Source organism: Nocardia sp. XZ_19_369 (genome assembly GCF_015355715.1).
Lineage (GTDB): Bacteria > Actinomycetota > Actinomycetes > Mycobacteriales > Mycobacteriaceae > Nocardia.
Genome location: NZ_JACVED010000005.1, coordinates 669,783 through 690,914, shown reverse-complemented (window position 1 = coordinate 690,914; position 21,132 = coordinate 669,783). Strand labels below are relative to the sequence as shown.

General features: G+C 67.2%; 18 protein-coding genes. 7 read left to right on the top strand and 11 right to left on the bottom strand.

Annotated features, from left to right (window positions below; all coding sequences use genetic code 11):
- Positions 1 to 424: 424 nt before the first annotated feature.
- The 6 genes from tyrS to IBX18_RS22115 all read right to left on the bottom strand — a co-directional run bounded on the left by tyrS (position 425) and on the right by IBX18_RS22115 (position 6,620).
- On the bottom strand, positions 425 to 1,702 hold the full coding sequence (gene tyrS, locus IBX18_RS22140) for a tyrosine--tRNA ligase (protein WP_194835440.1): 1,278 nt from the start codon (positions 1,700 to 1,702) through the stop codon (positions 425 to 427).
- Between the two features lie 101 nt (positions 1,703 to 1,803).
- Positions 1,804 to 2,427, bottom strand: coding sequence for a DNA-3-methyladenine glycosylase (locus IBX18_RS22135; protein WP_194835439.1), 624 nt, complete (start codon positions 2,425 to 2,427; stop codon positions 1,804 to 1,806).
- Positions 2,428 to 2,503: 76 nt separating this feature from the next.
- Positions 2,504 to 3,652 carry a low temperature requirement protein A gene (locus IBX18_RS22130; RefSeq protein WP_194835438.1) on the bottom strand — a complete coding sequence of 383 codons (1,149 nt, stop codon included), beginning with the start codon at positions 3,650 to 3,652 and terminating at the stop codon, positions 2,504 to 2,506.
- Positions 3,653 to 3,712: 60 nt separating this feature from the next.
- Positions 3,713 to 4,603 (bottom strand): RNA polymerase sigma-70 factor, encoded by an 891-nt coding sequence (locus IBX18_RS22125; protein WP_194835437.1) that lies wholly within the window; start codon positions 4,601 to 4,603, stop codon positions 3,713 to 3,715.
- Between the two features lie 13 nt (positions 4,604 to 4,616).
- On the bottom strand, positions 4,617 to 5,819 hold the full coding sequence (locus IBX18_RS22120) for an NAD(P)/FAD-dependent oxidoreductase (RefSeq protein ID WP_194835436.1): 1,203 nt from the start codon (positions 5,817 to 5,819) through the stop codon (positions 4,617 to 4,619).
- Between the two features lie 105 nt (positions 5,820 to 5,924).
- Positions 5,925 to 6,620 carry an NAD(P)-dependent oxidoreductase gene (locus IBX18_RS22115; RefSeq protein ID WP_194835435.1) on the bottom strand — a complete coding sequence of 232 codons (696 nt, stop codon included), beginning with the start codon at positions 6,618 to 6,620 and terminating at the stop codon, positions 5,925 to 5,927.
- Between the two features lie 107 nt (positions 6,621 to 6,727).
- On the opposite strand from IBX18_RS22115, the gene IBX18_RS22110 reads away from it, so the two are divergent.
- The 5 genes from IBX18_RS22110 to IBX18_RS22090 all read left to right on the top strand — a co-directional run bounded on the left by IBX18_RS22110 (position 6,728) and on the right by IBX18_RS22090 (position 11,272).
- A complete protein-coding gene (locus IBX18_RS22110) occupies positions 6,728 to 7,201 on the top strand; it encodes a MarR family winged helix-turn-helix transcriptional regulator (RefSeq protein WP_194835434.1) in 474 nt (157 codons plus the stop codon).
- A gap of 86 nt (positions 7,202 to 7,287) precedes the next feature.
- Positions 7,288 to 8,808 carry a multicopper oxidase family protein gene (locus tag IBX18_RS22105; protein WP_194835433.1) on the top strand — a complete coding sequence of 507 codons (1,521 nt, stop codon included), beginning with the start codon at positions 7,288 to 7,290 and terminating at the stop codon, positions 8,806 to 8,808.
- Between the two features lie 235 nt (positions 8,809 to 9,043).
- The gene (locus tag IBX18_RS22100) at positions 9,044 to 9,775 is read left to right on the top strand and encodes an ABC transporter ATP-binding protein (RefSeq protein WP_194835432.1); all 732 of its coding nucleotides are present in this window, start codon (positions 9,044 to 9,046) and stop codon (positions 9,773 to 9,775) included.
- Positions 9,776 to 9,827: 52 nt separating this feature from the next.
- Positions 9,828 to 10,622 carry an ABC transporter permease gene (locus IBX18_RS22095; protein ID WP_194835431.1) on the top strand — a complete coding sequence of 265 codons (795 nt, stop codon included), beginning with the start codon at positions 9,828 to 9,830 and terminating at the stop codon, positions 10,620 to 10,622.
- Positions 10,619 to 11,272, top strand: coding sequence for a TetR family transcriptional regulator (locus IBX18_RS22090; RefSeq protein ID WP_194835430.1), 654 nt, complete (start codon positions 10,619 to 10,621; stop codon positions 11,270 to 11,272). The genes IBX18_RS22095 and IBX18_RS22090 overlap by 4 nt, the downstream gene beginning before the upstream one ends.
- Before the next feature lie 1,009 nt (positions 11,273 to 12,281).
- Here IBX18_RS22090 and IBX18_RS22085 read toward each other — a convergent pair.
- From IBX18_RS22085 to IBX18_RS22070, 4 genes are all read right to left on the bottom strand, one after another.
- Complete coding sequence (locus IBX18_RS22085) at positions 12,282 to 12,509, bottom strand: Trm112 family protein (RefSeq protein ID WP_107655393.1); 228 nt, start codon at positions 12,507 to 12,509, stop codon at positions 12,282 to 12,284.
- 10 nt (positions 12,510 to 12,519) lie between these two features.
- Complete coding sequence (locus IBX18_RS22080; protein WP_194835429.1) at positions 12,520 to 13,119, bottom strand: GtrA family protein; 600 nt, start codon at positions 13,117 to 13,119, stop codon at positions 12,520 to 12,522.
- A gap of 332 nt (positions 13,120 to 13,451) precedes the next feature.
- Positions 13,452 to 15,698 (bottom strand): hypothetical protein, encoded by a 2,247-nt coding sequence (locus IBX18_RS22075; protein ID WP_306796356.1) that lies wholly within the window; start codon positions 15,696 to 15,698, stop codon positions 13,452 to 13,454.
- Between the two features lie 15 nt (positions 15,699 to 15,713).
- Entirely contained in the window at positions 15,714 to 17,840 is a 2,127-nt protein-coding gene (locus IBX18_RS22070; RefSeq protein ID WP_306796355.1) for a hypothetical protein, read from the bottom strand.
- Positions 17,841 to 18,188: 348 nt separating this feature from the next.
- Here IBX18_RS22070 and IBX18_RS22065 point away from each other — a divergent pair, with 348 nt between their 5' ends.
- Positions 18,189 to 19,286 (top strand): glycosyltransferase, encoded by a 1,098-nt coding sequence (locus IBX18_RS22065; protein WP_194835428.1) that lies wholly within the window; start codon positions 18,189 to 18,191, stop codon positions 19,284 to 19,286.
- Positions 19,276 to 20,415 (top strand): dTDP-4-amino-4,6-dideoxygalactose transaminase, encoded by a 1,140-nt coding sequence (rffA, locus tag IBX18_RS22060; protein WP_194835427.1) that lies wholly within the window; start codon positions 19,276 to 19,278, stop codon positions 20,413 to 20,415. Before IBX18_RS22065 ends, rffA begins: the two co-directional genes overlap by 11 nt.
- 95 nt (positions 20,416 to 20,510) lie before the next feature.
- On the opposite strand, the gene IBX18_RS22055 is transcribed toward rffA, so the two are convergent.
- Positions 20,511 to 21,110, bottom strand: coding sequence for a class I SAM-dependent methyltransferase (locus IBX18_RS22055; protein WP_194835426.1), 600 nt, complete (start codon positions 21,108 to 21,110; stop codon positions 20,511 to 20,513).
- Positions 21,111 to 21,132: the final 22 nt, after the last annotated feature.

Below are 21,132 nucleotides of genomic sequence, written 5' to 3'. Positions count from 1 at the left end.
GGGGGTATGAGAAGCCGGAACCAATTAAATAATTGGCACTGACATTCATCGACACACTATTGAGTTCTCAAAGAACACACGCACACACTTCATCCCCGGCGCTAACCGGTTCGTCCGTGAGGCAACTGTTCCAGCCTAAACGGCTTCTCTCACGGAGTCAAGTCCGTGTGATCGCCCTAGACGTCTTACTAATGGCCAGGCGCACCCCGTACTACCTCGTTTCCCAGTCCATCCGCTCAGCGTTTCCGCTGGGCTTCTCGGCTCCGGGTCGGTGTCCGTGTCGCTCTGACTTGGATAAAGTTACGCGGCGGATAACGCAGAGTCAAATCCGCTGTTCACGCCGGTGTTTCCCCAGGTCAGAGCCGCAGACCCGGGGCGAACGCGGGCTTGAATCACACGGATGTGACTCAAGCCACCGCGATCTTCATGCACCTGCCCGCAGTACCCCGGCGAGGTTCTTCTTTCCGCGCCGCAAGACCAACCACCGTCCGTGCAGGTAGTCGCTGTCGGAGGGGGTCCACTCGAGGTCGGCGACGCGCTCGTTGTTCACCGATGCCCCCCCTTCGTTCACCGCACGCCGGGCAGCACCGCGACTTTCGCTCAGCCCGGTGGCGACGAGCAGATCGACGATCGTGCTCGGCTCCCCCGCCGCCAGCTCGGCCACCGCGGCTTCCCGCAATGCGGCACCCAAGGTCGGCTCATCCAGTTCGCGCAGCTCGCCGCGACCGAACAAGGCCTGACTCGCCAACTGCACCGCGCGGGTGTTCGCCTCGCCGTGCACCAGCGTGGTCATCTCCGCCGCCAGCTTGCGCTGCGCTTCCCGCGCATGCGGGCGCTCAGCCGTTGCGACTTCGAGTTCGGCCAGTTCCTCGCGCGAGAGGAAGGTGAACCAGCGCAGGTACCGCAGCACGTCGGCGTCGGCGGTGTTCACGAAGTACTGGTACCAGGCGTACGGGCTGGTCATCTCGGGATCGAGCCACAGGCTGCCGCCGCCGGTCGACTTGCCGAACTTCTTGCCGTCGGCCGACGTCACCAGCGGAACAGTGAGTGCATGCACCGCGGCACCGTCGACGCGGCGGTTCAGTTCGACGCCCGCGATGATGTTGCCCCACTGATCGGAACCGCCGACCTGCAACGTGCAGTCGTAGTTGCGACGCAGCTGCAAGTAGTCGTTGGCCTGCAGCAGCATGTAGCTGAACTCGGTGTAGGAGATGCCCTCACCGTCGAGGCGGCGCTTGATGGTGTCGCGGGCCAGCATGACGTTCACCGAGAAGTGCTTGCCGATATCGCGCAGGAAGTCGATGGTGGACAGCTGCCCGGTCCACTCCATGTTGTTCGCGAGCACCGCGCCCGTCGGCGAATCGTCCAGGTCGACGAACCGTTCCAGCTGCGAACGGATCCGGGTGGCCCACTCCTGCACGGTGTCGGTGGAGTTCATGGTGCGCTCGCCGACGTCGCGCGGGTCGCCGATGAGTCCGGTGGCGCCGCCGGCCAGCACGATCGGCCGGTTGCCCGCGCGCTGGAACCGCTTCAGCGCGAGCAACGGCACCAGATGTCCGGCGTGCAGGCTGGGCCCGGTGGGATCGAAACCGGCATAGACGGTCAACCGTCCCGCGTCCAGGGCCGCACGCAGCGCGTCCAGGTCGGTGGATTGCGCGATCAGTCCGCGCCAGGTCAATTCGTCGATGATGTCGCCGCTCACGCTGTCCCATCTTTCCGCACGGGTAATTGGTGGCTCGAGTGCGCCTCAGTGTGTCGGCCGTACCCGCCGCTGGTCGAGCGAATTACGCGCCTTGCCGAACTTCAGGACGCCTCGGCGCGCGGTGCACGGGGACTGCGCCGGTAGGTGGAGACCGCGGGCGAGGACGGTAGCCAGAACCGCCACGGCAGGTCCGCGGCTGTGCTCACGCCGACCCGGGGACCGCTGGCAACTTCCTCGTCGAGGTCGCCGGCGAGTTCCAACCGAATCGGCGAGGACGGGTCGAACAGCGGAGTTCCGTAGTCGTTCAGAGTGATTCCCAGCGCGCTGCCGAGATTGCCCGGCCCCTTCGCCAAATCGGCATCGGTCCGCGCGGGCAGCCGCCGAGCGCGGGCCTCCTCGAGCCCGGCGACCACCTCACCCGACCTGATCAGCACCGCACTCGCCGACCCGTCCGGACCGCTGGTCACGTTGATGCACATGTGCATGCCGTAGCTCAGGTACACGTACAGCACCCCCGCCGGACCGAACATCACCGTGTTGCGCTTGGTCCGCCCGCGCCCGGAATGCGACGCCGGGTCCGGCCACGGTCCGGCCGGATCACCCCCATAAGCCTCGACCTCGACGATCCGGACGCCGACCGGCCCGGACCAGAGGGTGGCGCCCAGAACACGGCGGGCGGCGGCGGGCGGATCGACGTTCAGCTCATCGGCACACACGACCACCATTGTCCAAGACAGCTACGACAGCTTTCGATCAGCCACTGCGCCAGCTTTCGATCAGCCACTGCGCCGTCCCGTTGAGCTACAGGTAGGAGCTGTGCTGACCACTCCGCAAGGTGATCAGGTCGTCGACGATCACCGCGAGATAGCCGACCGCAACCAGCGCCGCCAGCTGTGCCCACGACACCCACACGACGCCGATCGGAGTGGTCGCCGCGACGGCGGCGGCCGCGATCAACCGGATCCACGGCCGTGGCAAATTCAAGGCCAGGCGGAAGAAGAACTGCCCGAGGAAATACAGCGCGACACCACCGGACAGCGCGGCCGCGGCGGCCAGACTGACAGATTCGTTGCCGTGCCCGATGCTCATCTGCAGACCCGCCGAGGTCACGGTGACGCCGATGAGCAGCGGATACAACGCGTAACCGTAGGCAAGGACCGCAGGCCGGGAGCGCTCCCGATCGGGTAGCGCGGCCAACGCGTGCTCGCCGCGTTCGTCGTCGAAGCCGAAGTACGCCCACCACAGCACGTAGGCCAGGCACAGCGCGAGCGACACCGTGACGATCAGCTGCGGCGTGATTTTCACCCCGGCCAGTCCGGCGCCGATCGCGACGATGGACTCACCGATCGCGACGATCACGACCAAACCGTGCCGCTCGCAGAAATGGCTCGCCCGGATGACGAAATCGCCGGTATCGGTCAGATAGGGGCTGGCGACCTGAACCGCGAACGCCAGGCCCCAGCAGGCGTATTGCGCCCAACCGTGCAGAAATCCGCCGGCCAGCACCAACCCCGCGGCCAGCAGGTTGAACGGCGCGATGTGCTTGATGGCCCGCGCAGCGGACGCGCCACCGCCGGAGGCGAACAGCGCGGTGTGCACGGCGGTCACCAGGACGTAGCCGAAGCCGAAGGCGAGCCCGGTGCCGTGGAACGCGTCCGGGATGGCCAGTGCGAGCACGAAGAAGGAGAACATCCCGATCAGCAACCAGGTTCGGCGAGCCGAGCTGTTCGGTGCCACCTCGTTGGTGAGCCACACATACCCGCTGTACATCCACCAGATGAGGCCGAACAGCAGCGCCACCTGGCCCAGAGCCTGCCAGCCCGGATGGTGGGTGAAGACGTGGGTCAGCTGGGTGATGGTGAAAACGAAGACGAGATCGAAGAAGAGCTCCAGTGTCGAAGCCCGCAGCTGGCCGCCTTCGGCGGATAGCTCTGCGCTCTGGTTGGTCACCGCAGGAGCCTAGAACGATCACCGACGACAACAGCCGACCTCGGTGCGGGCGCGCCGAGGTCATCCGACGAGGTCGGGACCCAGCGAAAGGCCTTTGAGCTTGCCCGGATTCACCTGCAGTCGCAGGTTCTGGATGCGGCCGTCGACGATGTCGTAGGTGAAAGCCGCGACCGGGTGGCCACCGATCCGGGCCACGGCGCCGAGTTCACCGTTGATGAAGGTGGGCTCGAGCTCGTAACCAGCGACGATCGGCTTGGCGAAGACGCCGAGGGTCCAGCGGGCCACATGATCCGGACCGTGCAGCGGTCGTCGGGCCGCGGTCACCACACCGCCGCCGTCGGACCAGCAGGTCACGTCGGGGGCGAGCAGATCCATCAGCGCGTTGAGGTCACCGCCGGAACAGGCCGCCATGAACCGCGCGGTGATGTGATCGCGCTGGTCTTTGTCGGTGTCGAAGCGTGGCCGGCGGGCCTGCACGTGGGCGCGGGCCCGGTGCGCGATCTGGCGGATGGTCGGTTCGGGCCGGTCGAGGGTGTCGGCGATCTCGGCATGGGTGTAGCCGAACACCTCACGCAGCACCAGGACCGCGCGTTCGATCGGGCTCAGGGTTTCCAGCACCACCAGCATCGCGGTGGAGACGGTGTCGGCCAATTCGGTCTCCTCGGCGATGTTCGGTGTGGTGAGCAGCGGCTCGGGAAGCCAAGGGCCGACGTAGCTTTCGCGGGTGGCCCGGGCGGAGGTGAGTCGGTTCAGCGCCAGGTTGGTGACGGTGCGGACCAGGTAGGACTTCGGGTGCCGCACCGTCGTCTGATCGGTGTCGTGCCATTTGAGCCAGGTGTCCTGGAGGATGTCCTCCGCGTCGGTGACGGTGCCCAGCATCCGGTACGCGGTGGCGAACAGGAGTCGCCGGTGTTCGAGGAACGGATCTTGCGCGGGCGTCGGATTCACCATCGGGTCATGCTCCTCAATGATGTACAGGTTTGCCAAGCACCACCCGGTCCTGGGTGCTGGCCTGGCGGCCTGCCCGCAGCTTGACCGGGGGATTCATTCGCCTGCTGAGCCGGAACATCGGCAGTGGGCTGGCGCTGACCGATTCCTTGTAGGCGGCCGCCAGGCGTCCGGTCAGGTAGAAACGTCCGGGGGTGTCGTCCGAGCGGGTGAACTGGATGACGCCGTCTGTGCGGCCGAGGCTGACCGGCTGGTGAAAGTAGCCGAAGCGGAACGGTTTCGGCTGCTTGCCGCGCAGCTGCCGGACGATGGCCGCGGCGGTGTAGGCGGCCGTCGGCATGCCGCTCTGGCAGGTGCCGTGAATCTGCCCCCAGGGCAAGCGGATCGAGGCGGCGTCGCCGATGGCGCGGATATTCGGATGCGAGACCGAGCGCAGGGTCTCGTCGACCACGATGCGGCCGCGCGCGTCGGTGTCGATGCCGGCCTGCGCGGCCAGTGGCGAGACGCGGACGCCGGTGGTCCACAGGGTCAGGTCGGCGGGAATCAGTGTGCCGTCAGCCAATTCGACGGCCTCGGGCAGCACCTTGGTGACGGCCTGGCCGATTTCACGGGTGACGCCGAGGCGGTCCAGCGCGCGGTGCAGGTAGGCGCGGGCCTTGTCGCCCATCATGGCGCCGGGTTCGGCGTTGCTGATCAGGGTGACGCGCAATCCCGGGTGGTCGGCGGCGATTTCGGCCGCGGCCTCGATGCCGGTCAAGCCTGCGCCGCAGACCGCGACCGTGCCGCCTTGGGCCGCAACGACATTCAGACGTTCCGCGAAGCGATGTGCGGTTTTCGGATCGTTGAGGGTCCAGGCGTGGTCGGCGGCGCCGGGGACGATGCTGGTGTCGGTGCTGCTACCGAGGGCGTAGATCAATTCGTCGTAGGGCAGCGTCATCGTGTCGTCGACCATGACCTGGTGGGCGGTCGGATCGATGGAAGTGGCCCAGCCCTGGACGAATTCGACGCCGGTGCCGCTGAGGATGTCGGTGATGCGGTGGTCGGGCAGTTCCTGGCCGGCGGCGATCTGGTGCATGCGGAGGCGTTCGGTGAACCGCGCCGACGGGTTGACCAGCGTGATCCGCATGTTCAGCGCACGGGTGCGGCGGGCGAGCGTCATGGCGGTCAACAGGCCGGTGTAGCCGGCGCCGAGGATGACGATCCGGTGTTCGGTGTTCATGGGGTTACTCCGATCATCGGGTCACCCGAGTTGGTGACGACCATGGGACAAACAACCCCGTGCCGACGTGACAGATAAGTGCTGTGACCTGAGTCACAGGAGCTGTCAGCCCTTTCCCAGCGCCTCGGTGCGGATCAACTGGAGCAGGCTGGGGTTGTCCGCCGTCGTCGCCACGCTGACGATCTTGCGCAGGAACTTGTCGTCATCGAGCAGTCGGAGCATGGCGGCCGCCAAGTCGACGCGGGCGGTGTAGCGCTTGTCGGCGTGGCCCTCGACCAGCAGGTAGTCGGTGACGGCGGGCAGTTCGTACAACCCGCCCGAACGCACGATGGTCCAGTCGAGATCCGTTGCTGCGAGCAGAGATTCCATCCGTCGCATGTCGTCGTACAGCGTTTTGCCCATCACCCGCGCGATGTAGGGCTGCAGCACGCGGTTGAACAGGAACCCGGCGTCGGTGAACGGCTGCGGATCCACCGCGCTCGACGACACCACCGCGATGCGCCGAATGTCGTTGCGGCGCATGGCGGCGACGATATTGGCGACGCCGACCGAGTAGGTGTCGATCGGATTCTTGCCGTACGGCACGCCCAGCGTGGAGAGCACCGCGTCGGCGCCCGCGACGGCGATGTGCACCGAATCCGCGTCCCGCACATCGCCACCGAAGACGGTCAGCCGGTCGTGGTCGATCGGGAACTCTTCGGGTCGGCGTGTGACCGCGACGACGTCATGGCCTGCGGCGAGCGCCTGATCGGCGAGTAGGCGGCCGGTGGGTCCGTTGGCTCCGAAAACAGTGATGTGCATGGTGGTCCTTCGCGGATTCAGGGTGCGACGCCGGCTCGTCCGAACGCCGTATCATATGAGGACCATATCAACTAATATGAGTTTCATACAATACGGAAGAGGTAGCAATGGCGGACGCTCGCCGTCGTCGGCGCTCGGCCAACGCGGTCAAGGAGTCGCTGCGCGACCTGAACACCCAGCTGGCGCTGCTCAACCGGAAGTTCGGCGGCAAAGTAGAACTCAAGGACGTCGATTGGACCTGCCTTGAACTGGTCGACCGGCACGGGCCGCTCAGCGCCAGCGCGCTCGCCAAGCTCGCGGGGCTGCATCCCGCGACGATGACCGGCGTGCTCGACCGTCTGCAGCGCGGCGGCTGGATCACCCGCGAGCGCGATCCGGCGGCGACCGACCGGCGCGCGGTCACCATTCGAGCCACCCGCGAGCGCAATACCGAGCTGTACCAGGTGCTTTCGGGCATGAACAGTCGGATGGACCAGCTGTGCGAGGGATACACCGAGTCCGAGCTCGAACTGATCGCGGACTTTCTGCGGCGCGCCGCCGCGGCCGGACACGAGTCGGCCGCCGAACTCGGCGGCGAGTGACCCTGGTGTGGCGGGGCGGAAGTCAAGGGTCGAAATAGGGACGCTTCCGGATGTGACGGGGTGGGCTCGATTCCTACCGTCAGGAGATGGTTTCGGTTTCCCGGCCGCGCAGGTGGCGGCGGTTGTTCCTGATTGTCGCTGGGCTCGTGGCATTGCTCGGGCTGGCGATCGGCGGCGGCGTCCGCCTGGTGTATGTCAACGCGGTGGTGAACACTGTCGGCCGCGCGGAATTCGGCAACGAGCTCGCGATTCCGCCGTTGGCGCCGTCGACGGTACGGCCGGATGGCACGCGGGAGTTCGAGCTCGAAATGCGCACGGGGGTTACGGAATTCCGGCCAGGACAGGCGACGGAGACCTGGGGGTTCAACGGTAACTACCTCGGGCCGACGCTGCGGGCCCGGCGTGGCGAGCAGGTCGCGGTCACCGTTCGCAATCAGCTGCCCGAGGCGTCGACGGTGCACTGGCACGGGATGCATTTACCGGCGGTGATGGATGGTGGGCCGCACCAGATGGTGCAGGCGGGTGCCGCGTGGACGCCTCGGTGGACGATCGATCAGCCCGCCGCGACGCTCTGGTATCACCCGCATCCGCACGGCGAAACCGAAAAGCATGTGCGGCGTGGGCTCGCGGGGATGTTCTTGCTCGACGACGAGGTATCCGAAAAGCTGCCGCTGCCAAGCACTTACGGCGTCGATGATCTGCCGGTCATTGTGCAGGATGTGCGATTCCGTCGGGGCGAGCTCGATATGTCGCATGCGATGTTCCGTGACGTCGGGTTTCTCGGGGATCAGACGATGGTCAACGGGACGCTGACGCCGTACCGCGAGGTCGGCGACGAGTTGATCCGCCTGCGACTGCTCAATGCGTCCACGGCGCGGGTCTACACCTTCGGCTTCGACGACGAGCGGCAGTTCTCGCTCGTCGCGACCGATGGCGGGTTACTGGAAGGCCCCCTCGCGCTTGATCGTTTGCAGCTTTCACCGGGCGAGCGCGCCGAGATCGTGGTGCGCGTGCGAGCCGGTGAACGAACGATGTTGCGCAGCAACAAACTCGACGTCGGATTGAACTTCTGGACCCAGCGTTTCGCCGGCGGTGACGACACTCTCGATATTCTCGAGCTTCGCGCCGCCGACACACTGCGCCCGTCACCGGAACTGCCTGCGGCCCTTGCCCGCCCGTCGACCCCGGACGGTTCGGACTCGGTCCAGGAACGCCGCTTCGACATCAATATGGCGGGGATCAACGGCAAGCCGATGGCCATGGACCGCATCGACCTGGCCGTCACGCGTGGCACGGCCGAGACGTGGATCGTGCACAACAACGACGGTATGCCGCACAACTTCCACATTCACGACGTGCAGTTCCGCGTGCTCGGGAGAAACGACGGCCCGCCGCCCGCGGAACTCACCGGACCGAAGGACACCGTTTTCATCCCGCCGAACAGCACCGTCCGGTTGGCTATGCGCTTCGACGGTCCCGCTGATCCGAACACGCCGTACATGTATCACTGCCATCTGCTGTGGCATGAGGATCAAGGGATGATGGGCCAATTCGTGGTGGTCGAGGCGGGTGGATCGGTAGGTGAGCCGCCGCGGCACGGGCATTGAGTGGCAGGTCAGCCGCTCATTCACGCGTCAATCGGCACACTCACTGACGCCCGCGCCAGGCAGTCAGCAGCACACACCTGCCGCCACGCGGCGCGCGCCAGTGCCCGCACGATCCGGTCGTCGCTGCAGGCGTCGCGTCATCGCCACAGACCGGACACGCGGGTCTTGCCCTCGCCGCACGGTCGCGCTAAATTCATCACACAGTGAATTCAACACTCGATGAATTGAGGCGACCATGTCGCAATCCACCTCATCAACCGCCGTCGAGGTCCGGAACCTGACGGTGCGGCGCGGCGGGCGGGAAGTTCTGCACGATGTGTCGTTGACGATTCCGCGCGGGTCGATCACCGGATTGCTCGGTCCGTCGGGGTGCGGGAAGACGACATTGATGCGGAGCATCGTCGGCACCCAGATCGTGCAGTCCGGGGAGATCTCGGCGCTGGGCCGGCCGGCCGGGGCGGCGGAGCTCCGGCGGCGCATCGGCTATGTCACGCAGGCGCCGAGCATCTACTCCGACATCAGCGTGCACGAGAACGTGGCGTATTTCGCCGCGCTCTACGGGCGCGAGCGCAGCGCCGTCGACGAGGCGATCAACGCTGTCGGGCTCACCGAGCACGCGCATCAACGCGGCGATGAACTGTCCGGTGGACAGAAGACCCGCGCCTCGCTGGCCTGCGCCCTGGTCGCTCAACCCGAGCTCTTGGTACTCGATGAGCCGACGGTCGGCCTGGATCCCGTGCTGCGCGTAGACCTTTGGAAGCAGTTCCACGAATTGGCCGCCAGCGGCACCACTTTGGTGGTCTCCAGCCATGTAATGGACGAGGCCGAGCACTGCGACCGGCTGTTGCTGATGCGCGACGGTCATCTCCTCGCCCAGCTGAGCCCCGACGAACTGCGCGCCGAAACCGGTGAGGACAACCTCGAACGAGCGTTCCTCACGCTGATCACCACGGGTCGCGCGGCATGAGCGCCGACCCGCCCCGAGACCGCAACGCATCGTCGAACACCAGGCAGGAACCATGACCACCACACTCGAGCCCGCCACCCGGCGGACGCCCACCCTTCGCACCTACGTCGCGACGACCACCCGCATTCTGCGCCAGCTGCGCAACGATCACCGCACCGTCGCGATGATCCTGGTGGTCCCCGCGCTGCTGATGACGTTGCTGTACTTCATCTATCGGGACACCCCGACCAACCCGCTGAATCCGGTGTCGCTGTTCGATCGCGTCGGCATCAGCATGCTCGGCATCCTGCCGTTCATCGTGATGTTCCTGATCACCGCCATCGCCATGCAGCGCGAACGCACCTCGGGCACGCTGGAGCGGTTGCTCACCACGCCGCTGGCGAAACTCGACCTGCTCGGCGGTTACGGCACCGCCTTCTCGTTGGCCGCGGCGGCGCAGGCTGCGGTCGCCTGCCTGGTGTCGTTCGGCCTCCTCGGGCTCGACTCGGCCGGTAACCCCGGCTGGGTGGTGTTGATCGCGGTGGTCGACGCGGTGTGCGGTGTCGCGCTCGGCCTGCTGGCAAGTGCGTTCGCGCGCACCGAGTTTCAAGCGGTGCAGTTCATGCCGGTGGTGGTGGCGCCGCAGATCTTCCTGTGCGGCTTGCTCGTTCCGCGCGGCGAGCTGCCCGGCTGGTTGGAGGCGATCAGCAATGTGCTGCCGTTGAGCTACGCCGTCGATGCGCTGCAACAGGTTTCGGTGCATCCGAATGCCACCGGTGCGATGTGGCGCGACCTGGCTGTCGTCGCCGGATTCGCGATCGTCGCGCTGTGCCTGGGCGCGGCGACGCTACGGCGGCGCACCCCGTGACGGCGACCAACGGATCACCCGGCGAGGATCGTCCCGCCCGCTCGGGTCGCAGGCCAGGACAGTCCGGTGCGCGCGAGGCGATCCTGGCGGCGGCGCGAGCGCGGTTCTCGGAGGCGGGCTTCGACAAGACGTCCATCCGCGCCGTCGCCTCCGACGCGGGAGTCGATCCCGCCTTGGTGCACCACTACTTCGGCACCAAACAGGAACTGTTCGGCGCGGTCGTCCAGCTACCGGTGAGCCCCGAACTCACCCTGTCCGCCGTCGACGCCGCCCCACTCGATCAACTCGGCGAAACCATCCTGCGTTCGGTGCTCGACGTCTGGGACTCCCCCGCAGGCCCCGGCATCGTCGCGATGGTCCGCAGCATCATCGCCGGCGGAGACGTCTCCCTAGCACGCTCGTTCATCCTGGAGGTCGTCCTCGAACGCGTCCGCCAACGCATCGCCACCCCCCACGACGACGGCCGCCTCCGAGTAGCCCTCGTCGGCTCCCAAATGATCGGCGTCCTGATGGCCCGCAAAATCGTCGCCATCGAACCCATGGCATCCTCCCCCGCCGAAGACCTCATCACCGCCATAGCCCCCACCCTCCAGCGCTACCTCACCGGCGAAATAACCACTCCCCCAACCGAACAGCCGGAACCAACCTGACCGGGACATACGGCAACAACATCGCGTTGGCCCCGCCAGCATGTCCCGCATGCCCCCGGTGTCTGCGCCCAACGGGACACGATTGCGGCAAACATCGAGTATGTCCATCGTCATGTCCCGCGCGACAACTCCGCATGCGTCGGACGGGACATGGTGGCAAGAAACACCGACGGAGCCCGCCCTGACGTCCCGCTCGGCATTTGTCTCTGGCCAGCGCCCGCGGTGACCCCGGCTCGACTCGTCATTCCCCTGGACGAAACCGGCTGTGCAAGCAATGGATAGCCGCTGGCATGTGCGCTGCACCACCGGCAGAAGGCCGTGAACACGACGAGGCGGCAAACCGTTCAGCGGGCCCACCGTCACGTCCCGCTCAATGACGGCCATCCGGAGGCCCGGCGCCGGACGGGACTATGTGGCGGCAAACATCGAGTAGGCCCATCGTCATGTCCCGCGCAACAACTCCGCATGCGCCGGACGGGACATGGTGGCAAGAAACGCCGAAGGAGCTCGCCCCCACGTCCCGCTCGGCAGCTGCCTCCGGCCTGCGCCGCCGGCCTGGCTCGGCTAGCTATGTACCGCGGACGAAACCTGCTGCGGCGACTAGTGGGTCGCCCTGGCGGCCGTCGCGCTCGACCACCGACAGTGGGCGCGAATGAGACCTAGCGGCAACCATCGAGTGGTCTTGCCGGCACAGCCGCTCGGCGGCGCCCTGTCCGAATGTCGGCTTCACACGAGACGTCAGGCGGAAAGCGTCGGGTAACGACCGCCAGCATGTCCCGCATGCCCGCGGTGTCTGCGCCCAACGGGACACGATTGCGGCAAACATCGGGTACGCCCACCGTCATGTCCCGCGCGACAACTCCGTAGGTGCTGAACGGGACGTAGTGGCGGGAAGCATCGAGTGGACCCGCCCTCATGTCCGGCTCGTCAACGCCCCGCCCTGGGTGTCCGCGCTTGGCGGGACATGGGGTGGGCAACGGCGGGTGGCTACGCCGCTACGTCCCAGAGGTCAGGCTTCTACTGGCTGTTCGATGAAGTCGGCGTGTTCGGCGTCGGTGGCGTCGCGGGCCTCGTCGATGAGCAGCACGGGGATGCCGTTGTCGATGGGGTAGGCGCGGCGGAGGCGGGGGTTGTAGAGGACGGGGCCCTCGGGGGCGCGGACCAGCAGTAGCGGGCCCTTGTCCTGGGGGCAGGCGAGCAGGCTCAGCAGGGTGGCGTCCAAGGTGTGCTCCGGCATGACCGAAAACCTACCCGACGGCGTGGTCTGCTTCGACCTGCGGGCGGCGGCGGAACGAGATGTGGCGGTGGCCGAAGTAGCTGGCGATGGCGACCAGGCCCATCACCACGACGGCGGCGGGCTTGTCGGGGAAGTGCCAGACCGAGACGGCCAGCTCGAGCAGTGCCATATTCAGCAGCAGGCCACCGGAATTGACGGCGACGAACCGCAGGAAGTCGCGCAGCAGGTGGCCGCGCACCCGGAATACCAGGGTGCGATGCAGCACGAACGCGATGACGATGCTGACGGCGTAGGCGGCCGCCACCGCGACCGACGGCGGCACATTGTCGCCGAGCACCGCGAGCCAGACCACGGTCAGCCCGATGCCCAACGCGGTATTGAACCCGCCGACCGCCGCGAACGCCACCTCCTGCCGCTGCACCAAACGCAGTAGCGGCCCAGGCTTCGCCTGCTCGGCGGTGCTGAGATCGACGGCAATCGGGTCGCTGCTCAGCACAGCGCGCCCGCTCTGCCCATCGCAGTCGTCCAACGAACGCGCGCCGCGAGTCGCCGTAGGCACGACCCCGTCGGCGCCCGCGGACACCTCACTTCGCTCATCGTTGAATTCCATCAGGTGCCCACCTCCAGTCGCGCCAGGCACTCTATCGCCCCGCCCCGTCGGCCGATCGACGGGCGCACCGATCGCGCCCGAGAACCTGCTCGCACTGGCCGTCCTGCACCCGATGTCGACACCTCGCGTCCACCGAATCTCGCCTCGGTAGGCGTGCCCACTATCAGCGTCGCAGGCCCAGCCGGTCGGCCCGAGCACGGCGACTGCACTGACCTCGATGCGTTGCGTCCACGAGATCAAGCTGCGAGCCGCCATCAGCGACAAACGCCGTCAGGTCGGCCCGAAACGGTTACTTCGCTGACCTCGGTGCGACGCCGGATCCAACTGCGCCGTCAGCTCTTCAGGTCCACCAAATCAGGCTCTGGTGTGTTCGGCTCACCCGGATCGGTACCAACCGACGCATCCACTCCATCACCGCGACGCCTGTTCCGCAGGAACACCCACTGCAGCACACCGACACCGAGCAGCCCGAGCAACGCTGCCGCCGCACCGATCTGCCAGCCGGGTGGCTGCCAGCTCAATTCCAGGTCACCATTCTTCGTCCCGGCCGGGATATCGACCGCGACAAACGTTTTCGCGACGAGTCGGGTGGGGATCTCGCGGCCGTCGAGGGTGGCGCGATACCCGGGCCAACCGAGGCGGGCGAAGACGACTTGGCCGCCGTTGTCGGAGTTCACCCGGACCTGGCTGGCCGTATCCGATTCCGACACAGAAGTGGCGGTGCTGCCTGTGGTGGCGGCGATGCGTCCGTTGCGGGTGGAGAGCAATCCGTCCACTCGTTCCAGCACGGAGATGGTTTGTTCGTGGCCGGGGTAGTCGACCCACTTCCAGCCGTCGGGGGCGGGCTGGTTGCGGGCGTCGGGGTAGAGCCTGCGCTGCAGGACCACTCGGTCGACTTTCATCAGGTCGACGATGGTCCGCCCGGTGGTCGGTTCGACCGCGAAGGCCCGGCGGTAGGCGTCGGGGCACACGCTGGTGTCCCAGAGCATGCACAGCATCTCGCCGAACCAGAAGTGTCCGTTGGGGGTGTAGCCGCTGACGTAGGTCAGCTCGAGATCCTTGGCGTAGTTCCCGAATACGAGCGATCCGTAGGCACCCTGCAGGTTTTTCTCGGCGGGCGGGATGGGCCCGCGGTCGGCGAGTTGCAGTGTGGTGCCGGGGAAGTCGGGGAAGGCGGCCTTCATGTCCGAGCGCTTCTCCGCCAGGTTCCAGCTCATCGGCGTCGGCTGGACCGCTCGCACCTGGATGTAGGCGATCGGGGACACCGCGACCAGCGTCAGCACGCAGGCCGCGACCATCCCCCTGGTCCGGCCGAGCCAGACCACCGCGGCACCGAGCGCGGCCACCGAAAGTGCCGCCAGCACATGCCAACCCAGCTCCCGCGGCGCCGCGGAGAACGAGCGCACGAACAACAATCCGATCAGCACCCCGGCGGCGATCCCGCGCCGCCGCCAGCCGTCGAAGGTGGCGTACCGCCCCAGCAGCACACAGACGAGCACCAACAGCCCGAGCGCCACCATCGGCAGCACCCGCGCGGGCCAGCGCAGCGGGCCGATGGTCCCCGGCCCGGCGGTCCACATCAGCGCCATGATCGCGAACAGCGCGATCGCAGTGAATTCCCGCCAGTTCTCCCGCGCCTTATGCCAATCGATGAAGGCGAGCGCCGGAATCAAGAACCAGGCGATGTAGACCACCGGCATCGGCTGCACATAACCCCACCAGGAGTTGTAGGCGGGCAACGTGCTCGGCAGACTCGCGTTGAGCGACTCCGACCACGGCACGGTCAAGAACTGGTCGTTGTTGATCTGCGCGGTGCCCCGCCAGGTCACCTTCGCCGACAGCATGCTCGGCAGATAGGTCGCCAGACCCGCCAGCGCCGCACCGGCGGCCGCCGCGAGCAACCGCAGCGACGGCGCCCACTTACGTTGGTAGACAACCTCTCCGACGGCCACCGCGCCGATCATCAGTCCGGCTTCGACCGCCGGAAAGATGTACTGCACCGAGATGGCCAGGTACAGGAAGACAAAAGTCGGGATCGGCCCGCTGCGCCCCCGCGCATAACGAACACCGGAGGCCCACGCGTGCGCCAGCCACGCGGTGCCGACGAACGCGGTGTACCAACTGGCTTCGTCGAAGAACAGCAGCCAGCCGGTGAACGGAATCGAGATGCCCGCTACCGCGGCCCACGGCGCGGATGCCCCGTATTCCAGGCAGATCCGGTACACCCCGAGCCCGAGGACGATCGCGAAGATCAGCTTGACGACGGTGGCGTAGAGCGCGACGTTGTCCACCGACGGCGCGATCAGATCGATCAGCAGCTGCGGCGGATTGAGCAGGCCCGCCTCTTCGATGGTGTAGTTACCGGCCATCCAGTGCTCGGGGATCATCGCCGGGAACTTGCCGTCTCGCAGGCGATTTCCGAGCATCACCCACAGCGGGGCGTACTGCGACTCGGTGTCGTCGGTGTAGAAGTGCCGGGCGTTGGCCAGCAGCACGGCCACATATCCGGCCAGCACACCGAGCGCGGTTATGCAGCCCCACTTGTACACGTCCCGCCGGGCGAGGGCGTTGCTTTCCACCACGAGTCCCAGACCCTACCCGGCGGCGGGCTGCGCTTTGGCACGCCGCCGCGACCGCACGTACAGCCACTGCAGCACGCCGGTGCCCACGACTCCGGCGGCCAGCGTGGCGATGCCGATCTTCCAGCCGGGCGGGCGCCAGGTCAGCACCAGCTCAGCGTTCTGGGTACCAGCGGGAACATCAACGGCGACAAAGGATTTCGCCACCGTGGTGATCGGAACCTGCTTGTCGTCGATGGTGACGCGGTAGCCGGGCCAGCCGAGCCGGGCGAACACCACCCGACCACCGTTCGGCGAGCTGACCCGCACCCGGCTGGTGGTGTCGGTCTCCGAGATCGACGTCGCCGTCACGTTCTTGGCGTCGGCGACCCGGCCGTTCACCGTGGAGATCGGCCCGTCCGCCCGTTCCAGCACCGAGATGTACTTCTCGTGGCCCGGATAGTCGACCCACTTCCAGCCGTCCGGCGCAGGCTGATTGCGCGCGTCCGGGAACAGGGCGCGTTGCAGCACCACCCGATCCAGCTTCATCAGATCGGCCAGGGTGCGCCCGGTGCTCGCTTCGGGGGCGAACATGCGCCGGAACGCGTCCGGGCAGACGCTGCTGTCCCAGCGCATGCACAGCAGCTCCCCGAAGTAGAAGTGACCGGTCGGGGTGTAGCCGTTGACGTAGGACAGCTCCAATGACTTGGCGTAGTTGCCGAAAACCAGCGAACCGTACGCGCCTGCGAGACTGTTGTCCCCCGGTTGCAGCAGTCCGCGCTCAGCGAGCTGCAGCGTGGTCCCGGGGAAGTCCGGGAACGCCGCCTTGGCCTCGGAGCGGTTGGTCGGCAGGTTCCACGTCATCGGCGTCGGCTGCGCGGCCTGCACCTGGAAGAACGCGATCGGGAACATCGCCACGATCACCAGCACACAGGCCGCCGCAATCCCCTTGATCCGGTCCACCCACAGCACCGCGACGCCGAGCGCGACGATCGCGGCGGCCGCCAGCACATGCCAGATCACATCGTGCGGATCGGCGGAGAACGACCGCACCCACAGCAGCAGCACCAGCACGCCCGCGGCGATACCGCGATTCTTCAGGTCCCTGGTCGTGCCGTAGCGCCCGAGCAACACGCACACCAGCACCAGCAGCCCGATGGCCAGCATCGGCAGCACCCGCACCGGCCAGCGCAGCGGACCGATCGAACCCGGCCCGGCCGCCCACATCAGCATCATCGTCGCGAAGAACGCGACCCCCGACAGTTCCCGCCAACTGTCCTTGGCCCGCCGCCAATCGATGAAGGCGAGCGCCGGAATCAGGAACCAGGCGATGTAGGTGACCGGCATCGGCTGCACATACCCCCACCAGGAGGTGAACGCGGGCAGCGAACTCGGCAGGCTGGCATTCAGCGATTCCGACCACGGCACCGTGAGGAACTGGTCGTTGTTGATCTCCATGGTGCCGCGCCAGGTCACCTTCGCCGACAGCATGCTCGGCAGGAAGGTCAGCAGCCCCGCGAGCCCGGCACAACCCCCGACCACCGCGAGCCGCGCGACCGGCCACCATTTGCGTTGGTAGACAAGCTCACCCACCGCGACCGCGAGCAGCATCAGCGCCGCCTCGACCGCCGGGAAGATGTACTGGGTGGAGATGGTCAGATAGAGGAAGACGAAAACCGGGATCGGCCCGCCCTGACCGCGCGTGTAGCGCACCGACGACGCCCACGCGTGCACCAGCCACGCCGTGCCGGTGAGCGCGGTCATCCAGCTGGCCTCGTCGAAGAACAGGAAGAACCCGGACAGCGGGAACGCGACACCCGCCACCGCCGACCACGCGGGCCGGCCACCGTAGGCGAGGCAGATACGGTAGACGCCCAGCGCCGCGATGATCGCGAAGATCAGTTTGACGACGGTGGCGTACAGCGCCATGTTGTCCACGGACGGCGCGATCAGATCGATCAGCAGCTGCGGCGGGTTGAACAGGCCCGCGTCGTCCATCGTGTTGTTGCCCGACATCCACCGCTCGGGCACCAGCACCGGGAAGGTGCCGTCGCGCAGGGCGTCGCCGAGGCCGACCCACAATCCGGTGTACTGCGACTCGGTGTCGTCGGTGTAGAAGTGCCTGGCGTTGGCGAGCAGCACCGCGAGGTAGCCGAGGACCACGCCGACGGCGGTGACCAGTCCCCAGCGGTAGACATCCCGGCGGTTCCCCTCGGGCGCGTCCGGAAGTGCGGCCCCGGCCGCCGACGCCTCGGCGACCTCGCTCGAGTCACCCCTCGTGACCTCGGCGGACCCCGGTCGCGTCACCCTCGACACTGCACTATCCGTCACGAGTTCCAAACCCTACACAGCAGTGTGGCGCTTGGCATCCGGCCGCCGACGCGTCGATGATGGGGGGATGCGCCGACCCGGAATCCGAAACCCGCACCATGCTAGAGTTCTGGGCGGCTCGGGCCCTGCTGTCCAGCGGGGAGTACCGGCACGCACCGTCATCGAAAGTCGATCCAGCTGATGCCGATTCCCTCCACCCGCACGCCCCGCCCCGCCGCGGTCACCTCGAACGGCGGGCCGTCCCGGCCGCATGCCGTGTCCGTGGTCGTGCCGATCTATCGCGGCGAGGACACCATCGGCGGGCTCGTCGCCGAACTGCACGAGTTCACCCGCCCCACCGAGACGCCGGGCGGCGCCACCTTCCAGATCGACGAGATCATCCTGGTGCACGACCGCGGCCCGGACCGTTCCGATGTGGTGCTGCAGGAACTCGAGCGGACTTACCCCGAGGTGCGCACCATCTGGTTGAGCCGCAACTTCGGCCAGGACGCCGCGACGATCGCGGGCATGTCGGCGGCCGGCGGCGACTGGATCGTCACCATGGACGAGGACGGCCAGCACGATCCCCGGTTCATCGGCAGCTTCCTCGACGCCGCGCTGACCGAGCGCGCCGAGCTGGTCTACTCCAAGCCGAGCAACACCCGTCCGCACGGCTTCCTGCGCAATCTCACCTCGCGCGGCGCGAAGCTGGTGCTCGCGACGGTGTTCGCGTTTCCCGACTCCACTCGCTTCGAGAGCTACCGGCTGATCCGCGGGGCCATCGGGCGTCAGCTCGCCGACGTCGCCTCCAACGGCGTGTATCTCGACGTCGCGCTGACCTGGGTGGTGGGTTCGGTCGCGCAGGTGCCGGTGGTGCTGCGCGCCGAGGGCCGCGAGGACTCCGGCTACAACTACCGCCGCCTGTTCTCGCTGTTCTGGAAGATGGTGCTGTGCAGCGGAACTCGCGGCCTGCGCCTGGTCAGCCTGCTGGGTGTGACGCTGGCGCTCTGCGGCGTCGTGATGGCGGGCGTCATCGTGTACGAGGCGCTCACCACCGACAATTGGGCGCCCGAAGGCTGGGCGTCGATGATCGTGGTGCTGCTGTTGGTGGCTGGCGCTATCTTGTTCTCACTCGGCCTGATCGCCGAATACCTCGGAGTGGCGTTGCATATCCTCGTGGGTAAGCCGCTCTATCTGACCGTCGATTCACCGACGCCGCGCCCGCTGACAGCGGCCGGCCCGGGGCAAGACCGGGAATTGACCACCACTACCAAGGGGAACGACCGGGTTGAGCACTGACCGCATCATCTTCAGCCGTCCGTTCCGCTCGCCACGCGAACTGGCCAACCTCGGCGCCGTGCTCGGCTCCGACCACAGCCACGGCGACGGACCGTTCACCGCGGCGGCCACCGCGAAGCTGAAGATGATCACCGGCGCACCGCACGCGCTGCTGACCACCTCGTGCACCTCCGCCCTGGAGATGGCGGGCCTGCTGCTGGAACTGGGCCCCGACGACGAGGTGATCGTTCCGAGCTTCGCGTTCACCTCCACCGCGACCGCCATGGCGTTGCGCGGGGCCACCTGCGTCTTCGCCGACATCGATCTCGCCACCGGCAATCTGGACCCCGAGTCGGTCGCGGCCGCTGTCACCGCACGGACCAAGGCCGTGGTGGTCATCCATTACGGTGGCGTCGCCGCCGACATGGAACAGCTACTGGCCCTCGCCAATACGCACGGCTTCGCCATCGTGGAGGACAACGCGCACGGACTCGGCGGCCGCTGGCGCGGGCGCCCGCTCGGCACCCTGGGCAGCCTCGGCACGCTCAGCTTCCACGACACCAAGAACGTGCACTGCGGCGAGGGCGGCGCGCTGCTGCTCACCGACGAGATCCTGATGGCGCGCGCGGAGATCATCCGGGAGAAGGGCACCGACCGGGCCCGGTTCCTGCGCGGCGCGGTGGACAAGTACTCCTGGCAGGACATCGGCTCCAGCTACCTGCCCAGCGAACTGAACGCGGCGGTGCTCGACGCGCAACTCGACGAGTTCGACACGATCCAGGCCGGTCGGCACCGGGTGTGGGACGCCTACGCCGCCGGACTGCCGGAATGGGCCGCCCGCAACGACGTTCGGCTGATGACCGTGCCGGCCGACCGCGAGCACACCGCGCACCTGTACTACCTGCGCACGCCCACCGAGGAACGCCGCGACGACCTGATCGCACACCTGCGGGCACGCAATATCGTGGCGCCGTTCCACTATGTGCCGCTGGATTCGAGCCCGGCCGGGCTGAAGTTGGGCCGCACACCACAGCCGTGCGTGCGCAGCGCCGAGTTCTCGGGAACCGTTGTGCGCCTGCCGTTGTGGCCGGATCTCACCGACGAGCAAGTCGCTCGCGTGGTCGAAGCGGTCACCGACTTCACGGTCTGAGGGTCACTCCCGACGGGTGCGCGGTCCCAGCTTTCGGCGCAACGCAAGGCGTCGAACCGGAATGTCGTCTGTGGTCGCGCCTTTCGCCGCAACGCTCACGCGTCGAGCACGTACAACTTCTCCCGGCCGCCCGCGATCAGCGACTGGCGCACCACCCGCGACTCGTACCCGCGGAACAGCTCGTCCAGCGTCTCCTCGGTGAACCGATGCGCCTGCGCGCCGTCCCCCGCATTGGTGAACCGCTGGCCGATCGCGGCGAGCACCCTGTTGTCACTGCTGGCGATATTGCGCACCGGTTCGGCGATGATCACCTGTTTACGAGCGGCCGTCAGCATCCGATCGAGCACCGGCGCGGGCTCGGGCAGGAAGTGGTACAGGCTGGCTTGCATCACCAGGTAGTCGGCCTCGGGCAGCGGGGTGTCGGAGTTCAGGTTCCAGACCATCCCGCGCCCGCCCGCCTCGGTGAGCTGGGCGACGAACTTGTCGTTGCGATCCAGTCCCGTGTAATCGACGGACTTGTCGCGCAGATACCGGGTGTACAAAGTCGCCGGCCCGCAGCACAGATCGACCACACTGGCGCCGTCGGGCACCAGCGCCTCGATCGCGCGGTACCGCGCCGTGTAGTGCCGGCCGTACAGCGCGCGAATAAGCAGCTCATACACGGTGGCGTTGCGGTAGATAAGGCTCGTACGCACCAAGGACCCCTGAAAATCGGAC